General features: G+C 38.3%; 21 protein-coding genes. 14 read left to right on the forward strand and 7 right to left on the reverse strand.

Annotated elements, in window-relative coordinates:
* Nucleotides 1-44 precede the first annotated feature (44 nt).
* The 3 genes from mnmG to apaG form a co-directional block, all read right to left on the reverse strand.
* Nucleotides 45-1904, reverse strand: coding sequence for a tRNA uridine-5-carboxymethylaminomethyl(34) synthesis enzyme MnmG (gene mnmG, locus ABFX33_RS11920; RefSeq protein ID WP_346086236.1), 1860 nt, complete (start codon nt 1902-1904; stop codon nt 45-47).
* A 93-nt stretch (nt 1905-1997) separates the two neighbouring features.
* Nucleotides 1998-3863 (reverse strand): ABC-F family ATP-binding cassette domain-containing protein, encoded by a 1866-nt coding sequence (locus tag ABFX33_RS11925; protein ID WP_346086237.1) that lies wholly within the window; start codon nt 3861-3863, stop codon nt 1998-2000.
* Between the two features lie 362 nt (nt 3864-4225).
* Nucleotides 4226-4612, reverse strand: a complete 387-nt coding sequence (gene apaG, locus ABFX33_RS11930; RefSeq protein ID WP_223584040.1) for a Co2+/Mg2+ efflux protein ApaG — start codon at nt 4610-4612, stop codon at nt 4226-4228.
* A 148-nt stretch (nt 4613-4760) separates the two neighbouring features.
* Between apaG and ABFX33_RS11935 the strand changes: the two genes are divergently transcribed.
* The 10 genes from ABFX33_RS11935 (at nt 4761) to ABFX33_RS11980 (ending at nt 15066) form a co-directional block, all read left to right on the forward strand.
* Complete coding sequence (locus tag ABFX33_RS11935) at nt 4761-5471, forward strand: SAM-dependent methyltransferase (protein WP_346086238.1); 711 nt, start codon at nt 4761-4763, stop codon at nt 5469-5471.
* Between the two features lie 217 nt (nt 5472-5688).
* Complete coding sequence (locus ABFX33_RS11940; protein ID WP_346086239.1) at nt 5689-6444, forward strand: alpha/beta fold hydrolase; 756 nt, start codon at nt 5689-5691, stop codon at nt 6442-6444.
* Between the two features lie 19 nt (nt 6445-6463).
* Complete coding sequence (locus ABFX33_RS11945) at nt 6464-6949, forward strand: hypothetical protein (RefSeq protein ID WP_120261304.1); 486 nt, start codon at nt 6464-6466, stop codon at nt 6947-6949.
* The gene (locus tag ABFX33_RS11950) at nt 6939-8039 is read left to right on the forward strand and encodes a Nif3-like dinuclear metal center hexameric protein (RefSeq protein WP_346086240.1); all 1101 of its coding nucleotides are present in this window, start codon (nt 6939-6941) and stop codon (nt 8037-8039) included. The genes ABFX33_RS11945 and ABFX33_RS11950 overlap by 11 nt, the downstream gene beginning before the upstream one ends.
* Nucleotides 8039-8791, forward strand: a complete 753-nt coding sequence (locus ABFX33_RS11955) for a zinc ribbon domain-containing protein (RefSeq protein WP_223584035.1) — start codon at nt 8039-8041, stop codon at nt 8789-8791. Before ABFX33_RS11950 ends, ABFX33_RS11955 begins: the two co-directional genes overlap by 1 nt.
* 141 nt (nt 8792-8932) lie before the next feature.
* A complete protein-coding gene (locus ABFX33_RS11960) occupies nt 8933-12253 on the forward strand; it encodes a S41 family peptidase (protein WP_346086241.1) in 3321 nt (1106 codons plus the stop codon).
* Between the two features lie 224 nt (nt 12254-12477).
* Complete coding sequence (locus tag ABFX33_RS11965; protein WP_346086242.1) at nt 12478-13401, forward strand: CPBP family intramembrane glutamic endopeptidase; 924 nt, start codon at nt 12478-12480, stop codon at nt 13399-13401.
* A complete protein-coding gene (locus ABFX33_RS11970; RefSeq protein WP_346086243.1) occupies nt 13376-13585 on the forward strand; it encodes a putative signal transducing protein in 210 nt (69 codons plus the stop codon). The genes ABFX33_RS11965 and ABFX33_RS11970 overlap by 26 nt, the downstream gene beginning before the upstream one ends.
* Nucleotide 13586: 1 nt before the next feature.
* Nucleotides 13587-14387: a phosphatidate cytidylyltransferase gene (locus ABFX33_RS11975; protein WP_346086244.1), complete on the forward strand. Its 801-nt coding sequence runs from the start codon at nt 13587-13589 to the stop codon at nt 14385-14387.
* Between the two features lie 7 nt (nt 14388-14394).
* Nucleotides 14395-15066 carry a DUF2461 domain-containing protein gene (locus ABFX33_RS11980; RefSeq protein ID WP_120261311.1) on the forward strand — a complete coding sequence of 224 codons (672 nt, stop codon included), beginning with the start codon at nt 14395-14397 and terminating at the stop codon, nt 15064-15066.
* A 1-nt stretch (nt 15067) separates the two neighbouring features.
* Here the strand turns inward: ABFX33_RS11980 and ABFX33_RS11985 are convergent, their stop codons facing one another.
* Nucleotides 15068-16264 carry an anhydro-N-acetylmuramic acid kinase gene (locus ABFX33_RS11985; protein WP_346086245.1) on the reverse strand — a complete coding sequence of 399 codons (1197 nt, stop codon included), beginning with the start codon at nt 16262-16264 and terminating at the stop codon, nt 15068-15070.
* A gap of 100 nt (nt 16265-16364) precedes the next feature.
* On the opposite strand from ABFX33_RS11985, the gene gcvH reads away from it, so the two are divergent.
* The gene (gcvH, locus tag ABFX33_RS11990; protein WP_120261313.1) at nt 16365-16745 is read left to right on the forward strand and encodes a glycine cleavage system protein GcvH; all 381 of its coding nucleotides are present in this window, start codon (nt 16365-16367) and stop codon (nt 16743-16745) included.
* A 59-nt stretch (nt 16746-16804) separates the two neighbouring features.
* Here gcvH and ABFX33_RS11995 read toward each other — a convergent pair whose 3' ends face one another.
* The 3 genes from ABFX33_RS11995 to mqnB form a co-directional block, all read right to left on the reverse strand.
* Nucleotides 16805-17560 (reverse strand): DUF6263 family protein, encoded by a 756-nt coding sequence (locus ABFX33_RS11995; RefSeq protein WP_346086246.1) that lies wholly within the window; start codon nt 17558-17560, stop codon nt 16805-16807.
* Nucleotides 17561-17663: 103 nt separating this feature from the next.
* Complete coding sequence (locus tag ABFX33_RS12000; RefSeq protein WP_346086247.1) at nt 17664-18650, reverse strand: pyruvate dehydrogenase complex E1 component subunit beta; 987 nt, start codon at nt 18648-18650, stop codon at nt 17664-17666.
* A 123-nt stretch (nt 18651-18773) separates the two neighbouring features.
* Nucleotides 18774-19415 carry a futalosine hydrolase gene (mqnB, locus tag ABFX33_RS12005; RefSeq protein ID WP_346086248.1) on the reverse strand — a complete coding sequence of 214 codons (642 nt, stop codon included), beginning with the start codon at nt 19413-19415 and terminating at the stop codon, nt 18774-18776.
* A gap of 172 nt (nt 19416-19587) precedes the next feature.
* On the opposite strand from mqnB, the gene ABFX33_RS12010 reads away from it, so the two are divergent.
* The 3 genes from ABFX33_RS12010 to ABFX33_RS12020 all read left to right on the forward strand — a co-directional run bounded on the left by ABFX33_RS12010 (nt 19588) and on the right by ABFX33_RS12020 (nt 21536).
* Nucleotides 19588-20001, forward strand: coding sequence for a 6-pyruvoyl trahydropterin synthase family protein (locus ABFX33_RS12010; RefSeq protein WP_282251461.1), 414 nt, complete (start codon nt 19588-19590; stop codon nt 19999-20001).
* A gap of 28 nt (nt 20002-20029) precedes the next feature.
* Nucleotides 20030-20659, forward strand: a complete 630-nt coding sequence (gene folE, locus ABFX33_RS12015; RefSeq protein WP_104384782.1) for a GTP cyclohydrolase I FolE — start codon at nt 20030-20032, stop codon at nt 20657-20659.
* Nucleotides 20660-20900: 241 nt separating this feature from the next.
* Nucleotides 20901-21536, forward strand: a complete 636-nt coding sequence (locus tag ABFX33_RS12020) for an O-methyltransferase (RefSeq protein WP_346086284.1) — start codon at nt 20901-20903, stop codon at nt 21534-21536.
* Nucleotides 21537-21548: the final 12 nt, after the last annotated feature.

The following is a 21548-nucleotide window of genomic DNA, read 5'->3' on the forward strand; positions in this document are numbered from 1 at the left end:
TAAGCTTGTTTATTTTTATTTATAATTATCTGTAAATCAATTAATTAACTCATGTGTACCATTAAAACACTGATATCTGATGGTGATACACCCGAAATTCGGGAAGCTTGACCTAATGTTCTAGGTTTTACCTTCGCTAATTTTTGTCTTGCTTCAATTGACAGTGAAGTTAGTAAACCATAATCGAAATCAGGATTAATTTCTCTATCTTCCATCTTCTTCATGCGATTGACTATTTCTATTTCTTTTTCGAAATAGCTCTCGTATTTCATGTTAATTTCTGCCTGCTCTATTGTTTCATTATCAAATTGAGAAACATATTGAGCAAAGGCTTCATCGCCTTTGACGATATCTTGTATGCTGACCTGTGGTCGGGCTAGTACATTACTTAAACGTGTTTTTTGAGCAAGTGCACTGGATCCAACTTCTGCCAATACCGTATTCATCTTTTCAAGATTCGTTGAATTCTGTTTGAGGTATTCAATGATGTTATTGGAGTTATCTATTTTATCTTGCACTTTCTCTAGTCTCTCCTCTCCGACTAATCCTAGCTTGTAGGCTAATGGTGTAAGACGGATATCGGCGTTATCCTGACGCAGCAGTAAGCGGTGCTCTGCTCTAGAGGTAAACATGCGGTACGGTTCCTCTGTTCCTTTTGTGACAAGGTCATCTACTAATACACCAATATATGATTCGGATCTTTTTAGAATAAGTTCTTTGTCATCATTGATACGTTGATGAGCGTTTATACCAGCAAGGAATCCTTGTGCCGCAGCTTCTTCATACCCCGTAGTACCATTGATCTGCCCCGCAAAAAATAAATGTTTTACCAATTGGGTTTCCAATGTTAGATCGAGCTGCATTGGTGGAAAATAGTCATACTCTATTGCATATCCCGGACGGTACATCTTTGCATTTTCAAATCCGGGTATAAATTGTAGCGCTTTTAATTGTACATCTTCTGGAAGTGATGTGGAGAATCCGTTTACATAAATTTCCACTGTTTTGAATCCCTCCGGTTCCACAAAAATCTGGTGTCGCTCACGCTCCGCAAAGCGATTGATCTTGTCCTCTATCGAGGGACAATAACGAGGACCTAATCCCTTAATTCGTCCAGTAAACATAGGTGATTTTTCGAACCCTGTACGAAGCATTTCATGTACCTTATCATTGGTATATGTAATCCAGCAACAGCGTTGTTCTGTCGGCATCTCTACATCTGTATAAGAGAATCGTCCTTTCTTTTCATCACCCCATTGTTCTTCCATGAGACCATAGTTAAGACTACGGCCATCAATTCTTGGTGGCGTACCAGTTTTCATTCTACCTGATTCGAAGCCCAGTGAAACGAGCTGCTCCGTCAGTCCTGTAGCAGCCTTCTCTCCTGTTCTACCACCTCCAAATTTTTTATCACCGATATGGATTACGCCATTTAAGAATGTCCCGTTTGTTAGGACAACAGCATCCGATTCAATTTCTATTCCCATAGAAGTGATGACTCCGCATGCCTTTCCGTTTTTAACGATTACCTCCTTGACGGTATCTTGCCACATATCTAGATTTGGCAGAGATTCTAATTGTAATCTCCACTCCTCTGCAAATCGCATCCGATCATTTTGTGTACGTGGACTCCACATCGCAGGACCTTTTGAAAGATTAAGCATGCGGAATTGAATCGTTGATTTATCTGCAATGATACCTGTGTATCCTCCCATCGCATCTATTTCTCTTACGATTTGTCCTTTGGCTACACCACCTATAGCAGGGTTGCAACTCATTTGAGCTATCACACCCATATTCATTGTAATAAGCAAAGTGGAAGAACCCAGATTAGCTGCTGCTGCTGCTGCTTCACATCCGGCATGTCCTGCACCTACTACAATTACATTGTATTTTTTAAACATCTCTATATCCTTGTTCCACGTGAAACGTGGTTTTTTATTTATTTACAAATTTACTCTTTTATCTACGTTCCACGTGAAACCCGATTGAAAATTTTACATAAAATCTGCAAGATATAACCATCGTTCCGATTTTTGGTCTATCTGTTCTTGCATAGTTTTAATCTCCTCTGCTAATGTTGAAAGCTTGACGTGATCTGTTAATTGATTTAATTCTTCAGTCTTTGCCTTTACCTGTAGTTCGAGATTTTCTATTTCTGTTTCCAGTTTATTGTATTCAAGTTGATCCTTGTAAGAGAGCTTTTTCTTTTCCTCTTTTACCTCGGGTTTAGCTTTGTCTTGGCTATTTTTCTTTTGTTTTTCCTTTTCTAATTTTTGGATTTCATCTTGTTCTGATTTAAAGTCGGCATAGTTTCCATTATAGATACGGATCTTACCTGTTCCCTCAAATATGAAAAGTTGATCTGTCAACTTATCCAATAGATATCTATCATGGGATACCAATATAAGTACGCCCCTATAATTATCAAGGAAATCTTCTAATACATTTAATGTGTCAATGTCCAGGTCATTGGATGGCTCATCTAGTATAAGGAAATTAGGATTCTTCATTAATACCCGCATCAATTGAAGACGCTTTCTTTCCCCACCACTAAGTTTGTTGACAAAACCAAATTGCTTCTCTGGAGGAAACAAAAAGTGTGTGAGTAATTGAGATGCTGTAATCATTTCTCCATTTGCCATCTCAATATAATCAGCAACATTTTTTACAACATCAAGTACACGATCATTTTCATTTACTTCAAGTCCCCCTTGCTTATAGTATCCATATACAGTGGTCTCTCCTACTGCTATTGTTCCAGCATCTGGAGTTTCTTCTTTTGTGATAAGATTTAAAAAGGTTGATTTACCAGTTCCGTTTTTTCCAGCTAGACCTATACGGTCTCCTTTTTTGAATGTGTAGGAAAAATCTGTTATGATTTCTTTCGCTCCATAATGCTTGGATACATGTTCCAGTTCGAGAATTTTAGAACCCTGTCTACTTACTTTTACACTAAGCTGAACAGAGTCATTTCCTTTTATTGATTTGGATTTTTCTTCTAGATCGTAGAAAGCTTCGATGCGGGATTTGGATTTGGTACCTCTTGCCTGAGGTTGACGCCGCATCCATTCCAATTCCTTGCGAAGTAGATTTCTGCTCTTCTCGACCATGACTGCATCGATCGTTTCTCGATCCGACTTCTTCTCCAAAAAATAGGAATAGTTACCTTTATAAATGTAAAGATTCCCCCTATCAAGTTCTCTGATTTCTGTACATATATTATCGAGGAAGTAGCGGTCGTGTGTAACTAAAAGCACCGTCTTGCTGCCAGTGGTCAGTAACTTTTCTAACCATTCAATGGTTTCTATATCCAAGTGGTTGGTTGGCTCATCCAGGATATATACATCCGGCTCGTCTATCAAAAGTTTGGCCAGTGCGAGTCTTTTACGTTGTCCCCCGGAGAGACTTTTTATATCCTGCTGAAAGTCCATAATATTTAAACGATTTAAAATCGTCTTTATATTATGCTCATATTCCCAAGCATTCAATGAACTTATTTTTTCGGTAAGATCTTCTAATTTTTTTTGATCAATATCAGTACTTTCCAGAAGTTCTTCATATTCCCTGATTAGACGTTGCTGATCGTTGTCTGCACTATATATAAAATCATTGATTGATTTTAATCCTGTGAAATCAGGATCTTGTTCGAGAAATCCTATTTTTATACCCTTTTCTTTGACAACTTTTCCTGATGTTGGCAAGGTACGATCTGCTAAAATAGAAAGCAATGTTGATTTGCCTGTACCATTTATTCCGACCAAAGCCACCCGCTCTCCTTTTTGGAGTCCGAAGTGTAAATCTCTAAAAAGCCACCTATCATGGAAGGAATGGCTTACTTGTTCTGTAGCTAAAATACTCACGTTATATCACCCAAAAATTAATTTTAGTCATTTTAATACAATAAAATTCCATTCAAGAATTTATTACCCCTGACGGTTTTTTAATGTATTGAAAATCAAGTAATTATATTATTATTTTTGATTTTCAATTATTTATATATTGAATCAATAATCTTTTTTGATTGCTGACTAATTAAATCTAATGGATGGCTTTCTATGCTATGTTTAACTATGGGCTGAGGAACAAAATTATCCTGTTCAGCATAATCTCAGTAACAAGTTGATTTAGAATGCACGCAAAAATAAAGAAATAGTTTCTTATTCGATGCGAAAAAAGCTTCGTTGTGTGATAAATCGGCAATAATGATATTACCTTGATAAATTTAATTCAATGCATAATCCGCAATCAGATTGAAACGAGGTATTTCAACCTGGAAACTGCTATTATCCAAAGAACGGATCATATTGTAATGACCTTCCATGAAACCAAATTCACTGTTGAGATTACATCCCGAAGTATATTGATGTACCTGGCCCGGTTCGATAACAGGCTGCTCACCTACAACACCTTCTCCCGACACTTCCCGATAGTCGCCTTTTGCATCAAATATTTTCCAGTAACGACTGATCAATTGTACCGTGTAATCGCTCAAATTTTCTATGCTAATGTGATAAGCAAACATAAAATGTTCACGGTCGGGATTAGAATACTCCGATTGATAGATGGTTTCAACCGAGATTTTTACGCCTTCTGTAATTTGTGTGATCATTTGGATGATGTTTATTGTTGCAACAAATACTTATGCTAAAATACTAATAATGAGTTTAAAATTTGCAAACTTAATCATTTTTAAAGGTTAAATTATGCTAAGTTTAAAATTACTATAGCCAAATGGTCGTTAATTAGTAGGTTTGTATATGGCAAAAGGTATATTATATTTAATTCCCGTTCCTTTGAGCGATGATGCTGCATTCCAATCTTTTACTCCTTATTTGGTTGAGACAATCAATGCATTGGACGAATATATCGTGGAAAATGAAAAGACGGCGAGAAAGTTTCTCAAACTGGCTGGATTAAAAATTCCTCAAAGTGAATTGACGATACATGATTATGGTAAACATGCGCGGGACAAGGGAAATATCAATGATTTTTTTGAAGGCTTGAAGCAAGGAAAAAATGTAGGATTGATGTCGGAGGCCGGCTGTCCGGGAGTAGCCGATCCCGGTGCTTCTGTGGTTGCTCGTGCTCATCAGCTTGGGATAAAAGTGGTACCGTTGGTTGGTCCCAGTTCCATCCTATTAGCACTTATGGCTTCAGGATTTAGTGGACAGAAGTTTGCTTTCCATGGTTATTTGCCTATTGATAAAAATGAGCGTGCAAAGAAAATTAAAGATCTAGAGCTACAATCTATGCGTGAGAAGCAAACTCAGATATTTATTGAAACACCATTTCGAAACAATCATCTTCTCGAAGATATTCTAAAAAACTGTAAATCCAATACCCAGCTTTGCGTAGCCTGTAATGTCACTTCCGCTGACGAGTCTATAAAGAGTTTAACCATTGCTGAATGGAAAAAACAGAAAGAGGATTACCATAAAAAACCAACAATATTTTTGCTGTATGTCTAACAAGTTGTGTCGAGTTCTCCCCTACCCTGCTTTATCTGTTAGGGCAGTTTTAATATGAAATCTATCCTTAAACAAGGATAAAGCTAGGTGCAGTTTTATGAGTGATTACTCACATATATCGTTTTCGACTGCAAAATGAAAAATGCTTATTGGAACATAGCAAATTGTTGAGTAGATTTAGGAGGAGTGACGTGTTAATTTGAATAAACATAATGTAATGAAATTTAATAAATTAGGTTGTTTTATATTGTTTTTTTCATTAGTTGTAGGCTTAAAATCTGCTTATGCACAGCAAACTACTTATGTTGTTGTACATGGTGCCTGGGGTGGCGCCTGGCAATTTAAAAAGACAGCAAATGAATTAGAGAAAGAAGGACATAAAGTATATCGTCCTGCACTAACCGGTTTGGGAGAACGTTATCATTTAGCGGATACTTCTATTCGTTTACAGACCCACATCAACGACGTTGTCAATACCATATTATTTGAAGATCTTCGAGATATTGTATTGGTTGGACACAGCTATGGGGGAATGATAATAACGGGTGTAGCAGATAGTCTTCCGGATAGAATAAAAAAATTGGTATATTTAGACGCCATCCTTCCCGATAATCAGGAATCGGTCTTGAGTTTGATGGTAAAGCCTGGGGACAATGGTCTTTTGAAATTTGAGAAGGAAGGTTTTATTATTCCATTTTGGGTAAAAGACGAAAGTAAGTTTCCGCGGGACGTCCCCCACCCTTTGAAAACGATGACTGATAAAATCAGTTTAAGAAACCCAGAAAGGGAGAGAATTCCCGCTACTTATATCTTGACCTACGAAGAAGGTAAGGCAATGGAAAAAGATGACTTTTATCCATTTTACGCGAAAGCTAAACAACGTCATTTTAAAACCGTTGAATTGATCGGAGATCATAATCCGCAAATAAAAAAGCTGAAAGAATTAGTAGATTTGTTATTACAGGAAAAATAAATAAGAGCAAGATATTTCAATGACGCAAGAAGAATTATTAAATGAATTAAGTAAACCCGAAATACTCTATCCGGCTTTAGGTCTAATCGTTATACGCACCATTATTTGGTTATTATTTGCGAATACGATTCGAAAAACTTTAAACTTGGTCGCGGTGGAAAATAGATTGATGACACCTAATCAATCTTGGTTGGTGGCGATTCCATTAGTCAATATTTATTGGAATTTTCAGGTCGCTTCCCGCCTAAGAGATTCCCTCATCAATGAGTTCTATGATCGTAAGATAGCTGTAGAGGAAAACCCAACTTATCGGAAAGGATCATTGTATGCATGGATTTATTTGGCTGCAAATATCCCCTTGCCGATTTCTATTCTAGGTGTTTTGGGTATTATGCACTTTGTCACATTGGCCAACTATTGGTTCAATATCAGTGCAAACCGTAGAATTTTAGAAGAACACGATAAATTTAGAGAAAAGGAGGTGATTATAAACGATGAAAATTAAAGCAGTTATTCAATATCTGGAGCAGCTGGCTCCCTTGGATTTGCAGGAATCTTATGATAATGCCGGACTTATCGTAGGCAATGCAAATCAGGAGATTACCAAAATATTAATTTCGTTGGATTGTACAGAGGAAGTTGTACAGGAGGCGATCGAAAAAGGATGCAATTTAATTATTTCACATCATCCCATTGTTTTCAAAGGCTTAAAAAAGTTCAATGGAAAGAATTATGTGGAACGCACTGTCATAAAAGCTATTGAGAATAAAATTGCGCTATACGCGATACATACCAATTTGGATAATGTCACTGGCGGGGTCAATTCAAAGATAGCAGATAAACTTGGATTGGTTAATCAGGCGATATTGGAATCGAAACCCAATGTATTGCGCAAGATGGTTGTGTTTGTGCCAAGGAGTCATGTAGAAGAAGTCAGGACAGCATTATTTGATGCTGGAGCGGGCCAAATTGGGAAACATTATGATCAATGTAGTTTTAATACTGCAGGTTATGGAAGTTTCAGACCTTTGGCGGGATCCGAACCTACTATCGGCGAAATAGGAACACAGGAGCGTGTCGAAGAAACGCGGATAGAGGTGATCTATACACGTTCAATAGAAAGAAAGCTGCTTTTGGCACTTTATGAAGCGCATCCTTACGAAGAGGTGGCTTATGATCTTTTCGATTTGCAGAATACAACAGTGGAAATTGGAGCTGGGATGATCGGGAATTTACCCGAGCCTATGGACGAACGGGATTTTTTAGCTTATTTGAAGGAAAACCTTAAACTAAACGTTATTCGGCATACAGCACTTCTTGGCAGAAAAGTCAGTAGAGTTGCCGTCTGTGGTGGCGCAGGAGGTTTTTTGTTAGGTGCAGCAAAGCGATCTGGCGCTGATTTTTTTGTGACAGCTGATTATAAATACCATGAATTTTTTGATGCCGAGGGTGAAATTGTCATCGCGGATACGGGACATTTTGAGAGCGAACAATTTACGCAAGAATTATTGTACGACATTATTACGAAAAAATTTCCTAACTTTGCAACCTTAACAACAGAAATAGATACAAATCCTATAAAATACTACAGTTGATGGAACAAACCGTAGAACAAAAATTGAAAGCACTATGGCTTTTGCAAGCCATACATACTAAAATAGACAAAATTCGCCAGGTTCGTGGTGAATTGCCTATGGAGGTTGCAGATCTTGAAGATGAGATTGCGGGTTTAGAAACTCGTATTGAGAAGATCAGAACAGACTTAGACGATTTAGAAGATTCGATCGTTAAGCGTAAAAACATGATTAAGGATGCCCAAGCTGCTATCAAAAAATACGAGTCGCAGTTAAATGAGGTAAAGAACAATCGTGAGTACGACGCTATTTCGAAAGAAATTGAAATTCAAGGTCTTGAGATTCAGGTTTGTGAAAAAAGAATCAAAGAAGCAGAGTTCGAGATTCGTAACAAAACAGAAAACTACGATACTACTGTAGGTAACCTGGAATATAGCAAAGGCGAACTTGAGGGTAAAAAGAAAGAATTGGAAACAATTACTTCCGAAACTCAAAAGGAAGAAGATGCTTTATTAGCAAAAGCTGCTGAAGCGGAAGCTAATATTGAAGAGCGTTTGGTAAAAGTTTACTACCGCTTACGTAATTCTTTCAAAAATGGTTTAGCGGTCGTTTCTATCGATCGTGATAGCTGCTCAGGATGTCACAATAAAATCCCTGCTCAGATGCAATCTGAGATTCGTCAACGTAAAAAAATCATTATCTGCGAACATTGCGGTCGTGTTTTGGTTGACGAAGGTATTGTATTGGAAATCGAACAAGAATACGGTTTCTAATCTTTGATAACAGTATATAAGCCCTGCTCAACAGCAGGGCTTTTTTTTTATGATATTTTTTATGCAACTTTGTTGATATACGAAGCAATGTACTAGACAAAATAGTAGCTTTGCATAATAAATTTTAACCACTAAACATTTATGAATAAAACTCATTTTAAGTTTATTGCTGCGTTTTTAGTAGGAACATCATTTCTACAGGCCAAAGCGCAGGAAACTTTATTGCTCCGAAATCCAAGTATCAGCGCCAATAATATTGCTTTCGTGTACGGCGGCGATATTTGGATCGCAGACAAAAACGGTGCAAATCCAAAACGTCTAACAACAAACCCTGGCGTAGAACAAAACCCAATGTTCTCTCCTGATGGAAAAAAAGTAGCATTTACAGGCAATTATGATGGTAATACAGATGTATATGTACTTCCTATTGAAGGAGGTGAGCCCAAGCGTATTACGTATCACCCATCTTCGGATGTATTGCGTGGCTGGTTGAATAATGACGAGGTATTTTATACAACATCGCGTGATTTTACCTATGCGCTGAGCCCGCGATTATATAGTTCTAATATCCAAGGATTGGGTATGGACAAAGCTTTATTGATGCCTGAGGCTAACCAAGGAAGCCCTTCTGCGGATGGGCGTTATTGGGCTTATATCAAAAATACTGATCCTACGGAGCGCGATCGTGTCGCTTTCAAGCGTTATCGAGGTGGTGGTACACCTACTATTTGGATTTTTGATACAAAAACCAAGGAAATTGAAGCAATTCCACAGGTGAAAAGCAACGATGTTAAACCCCTTTGGTTAGGCAGTAAGGTCTATTTTCTATCGGATCGTGATAAAATAGTAAACATCTTCAGTTACGATACCAAATCAAAGAAAGTTGAAAAACTAACTGATTTCAAAGACTACGATGTACGCTCGCTCAATGGAAATGGCAATGAGCTGATTTTTGAATATGCTGGCGTATTGAATACATTAAGCTTAAACAATAACAATAAGGTAACCGCCCTACATATTAGCGTAAATACGGATGCTATGTTTAAGCGTCCGTATTACAAAAATATCAAAGAGGACATTCGCTACGCGGCCCTCTCTCCTACAGGCCAACGGGCGCTATTTGAGTCACGGGGTGAGATCTTTACCGTGCCTAAAGAGAAAGGTGAGGCACGTAATTTATCGAATTCACCAGGTTCTCATGAACGTTTTCCAGATTGGTCTCCCAATGGAAAATGGGTTTCTTACATCTCAGATAAAAAAGGTTCCTATCAGTTGGTTTTAGTAGATCAATTTGGAAAGGATCAGCCTTTATATTTCAATCTGGGCGAAACCAATTTTTATTTTGAGCCTACCTGGTCTCCAGATTCGAAGAAATTATTCTATAATGACGCTCACCTCAATCTGTACTATATTGATATCGCATCTAAGGCTATTGTAAAGGTCGCAGACGATAAGCTGAGTGGACAAACCGGTAGAGTATCCAATCATTTTCAACCGAGCTGGTCTCCAGATTCAAAATGGATTTCGTTTACACGTACTTTGGAAAACGGCGTACCGGCTGTATTTATGTACAATCTGGATACAAAGAAAACGCAGCAAATTACAGATGGTATGAGTTCTGTTCGCAGTACTGCCTTTTCACAGGATGGCAAATATCTTTTCTTCACGGCGAGTACCAATACAGGATTGACCAATTCCGGTCTACATATGTCCGCTACGCAACGTAATGTTGATTATGCTGTATATGCCTTTATTTTGTCAAGTAAAACCCCTTCGTTCTTTAAGAATGAAAGTGATGAAGAGCAGATTCGTGAAGATAAAGCGGACAAACCAGCTGAAAAAGAAGACAACAAAACAGCTCGCGTAAAAGAAAACGATAAAAAAGCACCGAAAAAAGATAAAAAGGAAGAAGCTCCGGCTAATAAGCCTCAAGACAAATCCATTCAGGTAGATTTTGACCGTATCGAGAACCGTATTGTCGCTTTACCTTTGCCGGTAGGTACCTATTGGAATCTGAATGGCTTGGTTCCAAACCAGTTGACCTATCAGCGCGGAGGTACCATTGGGGCCTACGATTTTAAAGATCTGGAAAATAAGACATTGGTCGAGAATGCCCGCAGTTTTGTGATCAGTGCCGATGGCAAGAAAATGTTATATCAGACAGCGAATGGTTATAATATCGTAAATGCCGGACAGAAAGTTGCATCTCCAACTGCAGGTGCAATAAAATTGGATGGTATCCAACAATTGGTAGATCCTGTTGCCGAATGGAAACAAGTCTTCAATGAAGTTTGGGCAATGCAGAAAGATTATTTCTATGTAGAGAATATGCATGGTGCTGATTGGAAAGCCATGAAAACCAAATATGAGAAGTTTCTTCCATTTGTTAACCATCGTTCTGATTTAGGCTATTTATTGAACGAAATGATGGGCGAAATGGTTGTTGGACACAATTATATCTATCCGGGTGATCAACCTTCTACCCCATCTGTGTCAGTAGGTGTATTAGGGGCTGACTATACGATCAAAAATGGATATTACCAGATAGCGAAGTTATTTACACGTTTGGAGTGGAATCCTTCTTTTAAGGCACCATTGGCAGAACCGGGATTGAATATCAAAGAAGGTGATTATATTGTCGCTGTAAACGGTATTGAATTAACGGAAGATAAGGATATCTATAGTCTATTTGATAATACCGTAGGCAAGCAGGTAGCCTTAAAAATTAATTCCAAGCCGTCTCTGGTTGGTGCTCGCGAAGTCATTGTAAAACCGATTTCTTTTACAGACGAAATGAGCTTGCGTAGCATGGAGTGGGTGGAGCGCAACCGTAAAAAAGTAGATCAGCTAAGCAATGGACAAATCGCTTACGTATACATGCCAAATACAGGACCTGAGGGGTATACCTACTTTAACCGTTATTATTTCTCCCAGATGGATAAAAAGGCCCTTCTGATGGATGAAAGAAACAATGGTGGAGGCTGGGTAGCCGATTATGTCATTGACCTACTATCCCGTGAATTAATATCTGGCTGGGGTATTCGCGATGGCAAGGGATTTACGACTCCAGGTAATGGTATTTACGGACCAAAGGCGATGATCATAAATGAAAATGCCGGTTCTGGAGGTGATATGATGCCGTACATGTTCCGTTTCAAAGGCCTCGGTAAATTGGTTGGCCGTACAACAATGGGAATCTTGGTCGGTATCAGTGGGTACCCGCCGTTATTGGATGGTGGACGTATTACTTCACCAAACTTTGGTGTATATGACCTGAAAGGCAACTGGATTATAGAAAATGAGGGTGTTGCTCCGGATATCTTTGTTGAGCAATTACCAAAAGATTTGCTAGAAGGACGTGATCCACAATTGGAAAGAACGGTGAAGATTTTATTGGAAGAAATGAAAACCTATCCTTACAAAAATCTACAGAAACCTGCAGATCCAATACGGGTGAACTAATAAAGGAATAGCGATAAAAAGGGCTTTGGAAACTATTTCCAAAGCCTTTTTGCATGTTTTTGGAGCAGATTATCTTGCTTTGATAATTATTTTAAGGTATCTGGGGTCAGGCTTTTAGTAAATGGTCTTTTTCCACTACTTTAATGAAGTAATGGCTATTGAAATGCAGTGATTTTATAAAGTAACATGCTTTTATTGTTATCTTTAAAGCATATTTTAGATTTATGTACCCCGAGCAAACTACTTCCCCTTTTCAATCGTTATTGCGTTTGGTCCTGTTGGTCATCGGATTTACCTTTCTCTCACAGGTCATCGGTATCCTTATCATCTTTTTCTACTACAAGTTTACAGGACAGGCATTTTCAATGGCTACCCTAATGCAAGGATCAGCGAATGAAATGCGTTTTCTATTGCTGTTGAGTAGCTTGGGATCCTTTGTTGTGCCCGCCTACCTGATGAATACCCGAGAGGGGTATGGGATCTCTTATTTTAAACAGGAATATACGCCACAGGCAAAGCAGTTTGCGTATATTTTTTTCGCAATGCTCGCTTTTATGCCATTGATGAGCTTAATAGGGCATTGGAACGAGTCATTACAGTTGCCTGATAATATGAGATCTGTGCAGGTATGGATGGAACGTAGTGAGCGAGAATCAGGAGATCTGATCAAGGGGATTATCGTGGAAACAAGTTTTATCGGATTTCTATTTAATCTGGTGGTTCTGGCATTGATACCTGCAGTAGGCGAAGAACTATTATTTCGAGGTGTTCTTCAAAATATTGTCGGAAGATGGATTTCCAACCCCCACGTTGTTATCTGGATTGTGGCTATTGTTTTTAGCGCCATACATCTGCAGTTTTTTGGATTTATACCACGGATGTTGTTGGGTGCATTTTTTGGTTATCTCTATTTATGGAGCAGAAATATTTGGTTGCCTATTTTTGGTCATTTCGTCAACAATGCAGGCGCTACGATCATGGCCTTTTATTATACAAAAAATGGTAAAAGTTACGCTGAAATCAATGCATTTGAAGTGCAATCTTGGTGGATATATGTTGTAGGCTTCATTTTTACTGCTATTTTTGTATTCTTATTTTATCTGTCAACACAAAAAGGAAACCATGGAGAACGATTGGAAGAAAATTAAAATATATACAAATGCTATTCAGGCTGAAATAGTAAAACAAATGCTGGAAGAGAATGGTATTCCCGCGGTTATATTAAATAAGCAAGATTCTTCTTATCTGTTTGGAAAAATAGAACTATATGTTAGTGAAAACTCGGTTGAGACTGCCGAAAGATTGATTGAAGAAGTAGGGGGAGAGAACTAAAATGAAGACAAGAGCGATAACCGGTGCTATTTTTGTAGCTGTCATGGTGGCATCCACCTTATTTGGACCATACCTATACAGCATCTTTTTTACACTCTTGAGTGCATGGTGTCTGTATGAGTTTTACGGTATTGTGTCATCCGAAGAACGTGCGCCTAATAAGGTCTTAGGGATCATTTTAGCGTTGACGGGATTTGCTGTAGGGTCTATGGTAGCTATGAACCTTTTGGAACCTAAATTTCTATGGCTCGTTACACCACTGGTCGGTTTGACCTATATTATTTCACTTTTTCAAAAACGAAGTTTTCCCTTTAATGATATAGCCTATACTTTTTTGGGGATCTGTTATGTCACATTTCCATTCTTTCTTTTTGCGAAACTAGGATTTATCAATGGTGTATATAATCATTATATTCCCCTCGGTTTTTTAATATTGCTCTGGACCAACGATACCGGAGCATATCTTGCAGGTCGGAGTTTTGGTAAACATAAATTGTTTGAGCGGATCTCTCCGAAAAAGACTTGGGAGGGATTTTTCGGTGGTTTCATTTTAGCTATTGTGGTAGCTGTAAATCTTGAAAAATATTTTGGAAGTTTGCCATTGTGGCAATGGATTATCGTTGCTATGATCATCAGTATTGTTGGAACATTGGGCGATCTGGTCGAATCGATGTTAAAGCGGAGCTTGCACGTTAAGGATTCAGGCAGTATCTTACCGGGACATGGAGGTTTCTTGGACCGTTTTGATGGCTTATTATTGGCAGCACCGATAGTTTATATTTTCTTAATTTTAATCAGTTAAAAGAATTATGAGTCACATTCAGAAATCTACCTTTGATTTTTTGACCGAATTAAAGGAAAATAATACAAGAGAATGGTTTGCAGATAACCGGGAGAAATATGAGTCCGCATTGGCTGATGTACGGAGTTTTCTAACGGATTTAATAGCTGCCCTGAGTGAATTTGATCCTAAAATAAATACCTCCATACAAGCCAATAAATGTCTGTTCCGTATCTATAGAGATACCCGTTTTTCAAATGACAAGACGCCCTATAAGACCTGGTTTGGAGCCGGAATATCTGTTGATGGAAGAAAATTGCGTGGCCCTGAATATTATATTCATATCGGTGCTGAAAATTCATTTATTGCCTGTGGCTACTGGAGGCCGGAGAAGCCGCATCTGGAGGCTATAAGACAGGAGATAGACTACAGTGGCGAACAATTGGCTAAGACGCTGAATGGATTGTTGGATGAGGGGAAAATAAATCTTTTCAAAGAGGATCTGTTAAAACGTGCTCCTGCCGGTTATGGCGAAGATAATCCCTACATTGATTTTATCAAGTTAAAAAGCTTTGTTCTGGATCAACCTTTGACGATCAAAGACCTGTCAAACAAAAACGCATTGGATAATATTATCGCCTCTTATAAAAAAATGTTACCCTTCAAAGAGTTTTTACAAGAGGCGATCGACAGCGAATAGTCTACTCTGGTAGACTAATTTTGCCCATACAGACCGCAGGAGAATCTTTTATATGCTCGACATTGGATTTGTTTCCAGTGAGGGTCTCATTGGCTAGCAAGGCGAATAATACCGCTTCCTTCGCATCGGGATCAACCCCTAATGTGGCGAAGCTCTCTACTTTGATGTCCGGCAGATTTGCTTTGATGTACTCAAAAAGTAGCGGATTATGCAGTCCCCCGCCACTGATATATACCGAGAAATTCGCTAACCCAAGGGCTTGCCGACGTATGCCGTTGATCATCGCTTGGGCCGAAAAGCGATTGAGTGTTGCCATGACATCTTCTGCTGAGAGATCTAATGTCTCAGAACGTTTTTGAGCCTCTTTCAGGTAATCAAGATTGAATAATTCCGGACCCGTTGTTTTCGGAAACTCCAAAGTTAGGAATTCTTCCGCCAGGAGCTGCTCTAATAATGGCCCATTAACCGTCCCCTTTTTTGCAATCATGGCATCTCTGTCCATCTCTTGGTCAAAATGAGCTTTCATATACTGGTTCATCATTGTATTTCCCGGCCCTAGATCTGTTGCATAGGCTTCCAGATTGCTTTGATGGCTAGGGATAAAGGTGAAATTCGAAATACCTCCTATATTCAGTAAAAATCGGTTTTCGGTGGGATGGGAAAAAAGAAGATAGTCTCCATAGGCTGCTAACGGTGCCCCCTCTCCTCCTGCGGCAATGTGTTTTTGTCTAAAATCTGACAGTGTAATTATACCGGTATGTATGGCAATATGATCCCCATCACCGATTTGTAGTGTGCTATTGGGCCAACCGAGGTCCTTCGTCAACGATTGCGGAGCATGATATACCGTCTGTCCATGACTAGCGATGCAGTCTATCTCTGTAGATGAAATATTCCAGCTTTCAAGGGCTTGGTTGATCAGGTTCGCATGGGTGATCCCTACATATGCGTTGAGGCCCGAAAGTAACTGTTGGTCGATGGTTCTTTTTGCAAATATTTCACGGACTTTGGTTCTGAATATATCCTCATAATCCATTGTGATAAACTTTTCTAAGCTTATTTTTGTGGTCTTTCCGGCATTTTCGATACGGCATAATGCGATATCAAGACCGTCCAATGAAGTTCCGGACATTAAACCAATAATAAAACGCTCTTTTTTTAGGGCTATCTGATAAAGTTTTTCGATTTGAGGATTCATAATCTAAAAATAAACACAAAAATCTTATAATGAATATCATTTTTGACAATTGAAGATATTTTGTAACTTCACGGCATTAAAAATCAAAAAATTAGATACAATGAATTTTCCAGCAGAATTGAAATACACCAAAGATCACGAATGGATTCGTGTTGAAGGTGATGAAGCAGTTGTAGGGATTACCGATTTCGCTCAACGTGAATTGGGTGACATCGTTTTTGTTGACATTAACACTGTAGGTGAAGAAGTTGCCGCAAATGAAGTTTTCGGTACAATCGAAGCTGTAAAAACAGTTTCTGATTTGTTTTTGCCTGTAGCAGCGACAATTTTATCAGTTAATGATGCAATTGATGCTTCTCCTGAATTGGTGAATTCTGATCCATATGGTGAGGGCTGGATTGTTCGTATTAAATTGAATAATGTAGCAGACGTAGATGCATTATTATCTGCAGATCAATACAAAGAAGAAATCAACGCTTAATACCGTTGTGATAACAAAAAAGGGCTTAATTTTAAAATTAAGCCCTTTTTTGTTGCTATCTATTGGCATTTTATAACTGTTTTGATCTTTGCTTCAGGCATATCGACATCACTTGTCATCTCCGTTATTTTAGTCAGACAAGTCTTTTTATCCAATACATAGAACCCTTGGATACTACCGACCTGGTTTGCGTCCGATCCAAACATTTTTCCTTCCACATTTACCTTATAACCCTGTTCATTTACTTCGGCGAGAGTCATTTTGTTTTCGACCAGTAGACCCGATTCTTCCGATTCTGATTTTGAACTCCATGATTCTCCAATACCAATGGCATGTTCAGGCAATACGGTGCTAATATTTTCAAACATACTGCGATCAAAAGGAAGGTTGACGCCTTCCGGCAATTTTATATCCGAAGATTTTCCCAATTGATCTATTGAAAAGCTAATCTTACTATCTACTAGCTTGCCTACTGTAGCATGCATCTGTTTTGAAAATTCATTTGCTTCCGGATTTTTGGAGTCATAGGTCATTTCCATGGCTTCTCCGCTCATTTTCATATTGATACCAGTGTATTTAAGCTCAAATAGAAAGGAATTGTCTTTCTTGGCTGTATTTGTAATATCAAAGCCCATTGTTAAGTCTGTCACAATCTTCTGTTCGCCAGTTTCGATATCCATTGCCATAATCACATTTTGCGCTATTGTCTTCCCCTCTTCAGGGTTCACCCGCAGGGTATATTTCTTTTGGGCTGATACAGATAGGACTACAAATGCGAATACAGCCGTCAAAGCTATTGTTTTTAGTGTTTTCATCTATTGGAATTTTTGTTAATAATAACAGGACAGATAAATATATAAAAAAATCCCTTTTACAATCAGTAAAAGGGATTTTTATTTGATTCAAAAAAGAATCCAATTATTTTTTGATATAAGATACTTCTTTTACAGCTTTAACTACTTTTTCTACATTAGGTAAAGCAGCTTCAATCAATGTTGGCGCATAAGGAAGAGGTACGTCAGCACAATTCACACGAATTACAGGAGCGTCCAAATAGTCAAATGCATTGCGTTGTACATTAAATGCTAAATCTGTAGAAATTGATGCCAAAGGCCATGCTTCTTCTACGATAACCAGACGGTTTGTTTTCTTTACAGATTCAATAAGTGTTGGGTAGTCAATAGGACGTACAGAACGCAAATCGATCAATTCTACACTGATACCTTCTTTTTTCAATTCTTCAACTGCTGGAATTACAACACGAGGAAGCATTTTACCGAAAGAAACAACAGTAACATCGGTACCTTCTTGGATGATATTTGCTTTTCCGATTTCCAAGTAGTACTCTTCTTCAGGGACTTCGCCTTTATCACCGTACATGACCTCAGATTCCATGAAAATAACAGGATCTGGATCAATAATAGCAGATTTCAATAAACCTTTAGCTTCGTAAGGGTTTGAAGGAACAACCACTTTTAAACCTGGTGTATTTGCAAACCAGTTTTCAAAGTTTTGAGAGTGTTGTGCTGCTAGCTGACCTGCATTTCCTGTCGGGCCACGGAAGACCATTGGGATAGAAAATTGTCCACCACTCATGGAGTGGATTTTTGCAGCAGCATTGATAACTTGGTCAATCGCAACAAGTGAAAAGTTGAACGTCATGAATTCAACGATTGGTTTTAGACCATTCATTGCTGCACCAACAGCGATACCAGCAAAACCAAGTTCAGCAATAGGTGTATCAATGATACGTTTTGCACCGAATTCATCAAGCATACCTTGGCTTACTTTATAAGCACCGTTATACTCTGCAACTTCTTCACCTAATAAAAATATTTTGTCGTCTTTACGCATTTCTTCGTTCATTGCTTCACGAAGTGCTTCTCTGAATTGTATTTCTCTCATCAGTTGTAAAATAGTGTCAATTTTTAGATTACAAATCTACTATTTAAAATTGATATTTTGAAGATTTGACTAGCCTAATTGTATAGTTTTATGTCATTTTTTAATAAGTAGATGACTTTTGTATTAAATTTTGGAAAATAAGTCCGGCAAGAAATCCAATGTTTGTATAAGTGCCTTATTACTATTCATTATTGCCAGAGGAATGTTCCACGTGGCACGGTTTCTTTTTTCTACGTAATTGGAGATCCCACGGAGCTCAATCACCGGAAGATCCATCTTATCCGCGGCAAAGAAAACAGCGGCACCTTCCATGCTCTCGATACAACTGTTGGGGTTGAGCTGTTGCACTTTTGCGATACTATCGGTATTCCCATGAACCTTATTTACAGTAATGCCATGTCTTTGGGCTAAAAAGGGGAGCACTACATTTTCACCATAAAGCAAAGAAGACTCGAATTTGGATCTTCCGAAACCCAACTGTTCAATCGGAATAAATTGCTGATCATCTTCTGCACCCAATTCTACAAACGATTCTGAGGTGACCTGCACCACCTCTCCTATTTTCAGGTTGCGGTCAAAGCATCCTGCTATACCTATATTTATAAGGAGATCGTATTTGTTTTCATGTAATATCCTCCCCAATTCAAATGCTGTTGCCACCATCCCTACACCTGTGATCACTGTGTCACAATTGGGGTAGTTGGCGGCAACCTCCAAAAAAGGTTGAATTTCGAATTGCGTAGCGGCTACGATTAATATCTTCATGATAGACTTCTTTTATAGTATGCGAAAATTACGAATTATCGCGGAGGTCTTTAGCACATTAAAATAAAAATTGGCAGGTGATCTTTACTTGTTAATTATATTACCATATTCTGACGGCATTCCTAAAATAGAAATGTTAAAATTGGGCCTAAAGCCGTATCTTTGTATTATTATGATATTTATAACTCGTCGTGAACGTTTTTGTGCAGCACATAAGCTGTATCGTGAAGATTGGAGCAATGAACAAAACGAACAAGTGTTTGGACTTTGTTCTAATCCAAATTGGCATGGGCACAATTATGACCTTTTTGTCACAGTCAAGGGGGAAGTAAATCCCGAAACTGGTTTTTTGATCGATTTGAAGATCATGAAAGAAATTATCAATCGCAGCATCATTGATAAAGTGGATCATCGTAATTTCAACTTGGATGTTGATTTTATGAAGGGTGTCATGGCCTCTACAGAAAATATCGCTATTGAGATATTCAAGATCCTGAAACCACTTTTTGAAGAACAAGGAGTGGCATTGCATAGTGTTCGTTTGCACGAAACCGAAAATAACTACGTCGAATATTTTGGCGATTAATCTTTAATACATTTAAATAGTAGAAACTATGAGTCAACACTCATTTGACAACGAAGAGTTGGATGGATATATTAAGATCGACAAATACAATACTGAAAAAGTAGATCGCATCGCTTCTCATTATACAGATATATTGGAATGCCTGGGAGAGGATCCTAAGCGTGAAGGTCTGGTAAAGACTCCTGAGCGTGTCGCTAAAGCCCTGCAGTTTTTGACACATGGATATGATATCGATGCCGCTGAAGTACTGAGAGGAGCCATGTTTGAAGAAGATTATAGCCAGATGGTGGTTGTAAAGGATATTGAAGTGTACTCGCTATGTGAGCATCACATGTTACCTTTCTTTGGAAAGGCACATATCGCTTATATTCCAAATGGACATATTGTAGGTTTGAGTAAAATTCCGCGTGTCGTGGATATCTTTGCTCGCCGTCTGCAGGTACAAGAGCGTTTGACCAACGAAATCAGAGACTGTATCCAGGAAACGTTAGGCGCTCGTGGCGTTGCGGTCGTGATGGAGTGTAAACACATGTGTATGGCCATGCGTGGTGTGCAAAAACAGAATTCCGTTACAACAACCTCGGCATTTACAGGTGCATTTCAAAATGACGTGACCCGATCTGAATTTTTACGTTTGATCACAGCAGATCTTGCTTAATGTTTTTATCGATAAATAATAAAAACAGTCCCTCGAAAAGCACGTCTTCTCGAGGGCTTATTTTTTGATGAAATTTGGAAATAAATACAAAAATCAAAAAAAGTAGATATTGCGTTTTTGAGCTTTTAAGGCAAATCACTAAAAAATTCCTTTACAAACCGATAATTATATTAAACTGTTTTTCAGTTGTTTATAAAAAAATATTTTTATCATAAAAATGTTTTTTGGTACCTTTGTGGTTATGGAAATTGTTGCCAACGATTTGGAGTCCTATTTGGAACATACTACAGACGATGAAAATTCGTTGCTGAAAAGGGTAAATCGGGAGACATATTTGAAGGAAACAATGCCCCATATGTTATCTGGTCATTACCAGGGAAGAGTTCTTTCTTTATTGAGTAAATTGGTTGCTCCAAAACGTATTTTGGAGATCGGAACTTTTACGGGATATGCAACATTATGTCTCGCAGAGGGTCTTCAGCAAGATGGCATTTTACATACCATTGATATCAATGAAGAGCAACAGGAAAGAGTCCAAAGTTATTTTGATGCGTCTGAATTCGCAGATAAAATCAGATATCATATTGGCGATGCAGCGGAGATTATACCCACATTGAATGAAACATTTGATCTGGTGTTTATTGATGCTGATAAAAAGAGAAATTTATATTATTTCGAAACGATAATAAATCAAGTTCCGTCTGGGGGACTTATTTTGATTGACAACGTCTTATGGAAAGGTAAGGTGTTAGATTCAAAACCAGACAACCAAACAAAGCAGATCATTGATTTGAATGCACGTTTAGCTCAGGACAAGCGCGTAGAAAAGGTAATATTACCGATTCGAGACGGACTTTTTGCATTGCGCAAGAAGTAATTTGAGAACTAA

Source organism: Sphingobacterium ginsenosidimutans (assembly GCF_039536865.1).
GTDB lineage: Bacteria > Bacteroidota > Bacteroidia > Sphingobacteriales > Sphingobacteriaceae > Sphingobacterium > Sphingobacterium detergens.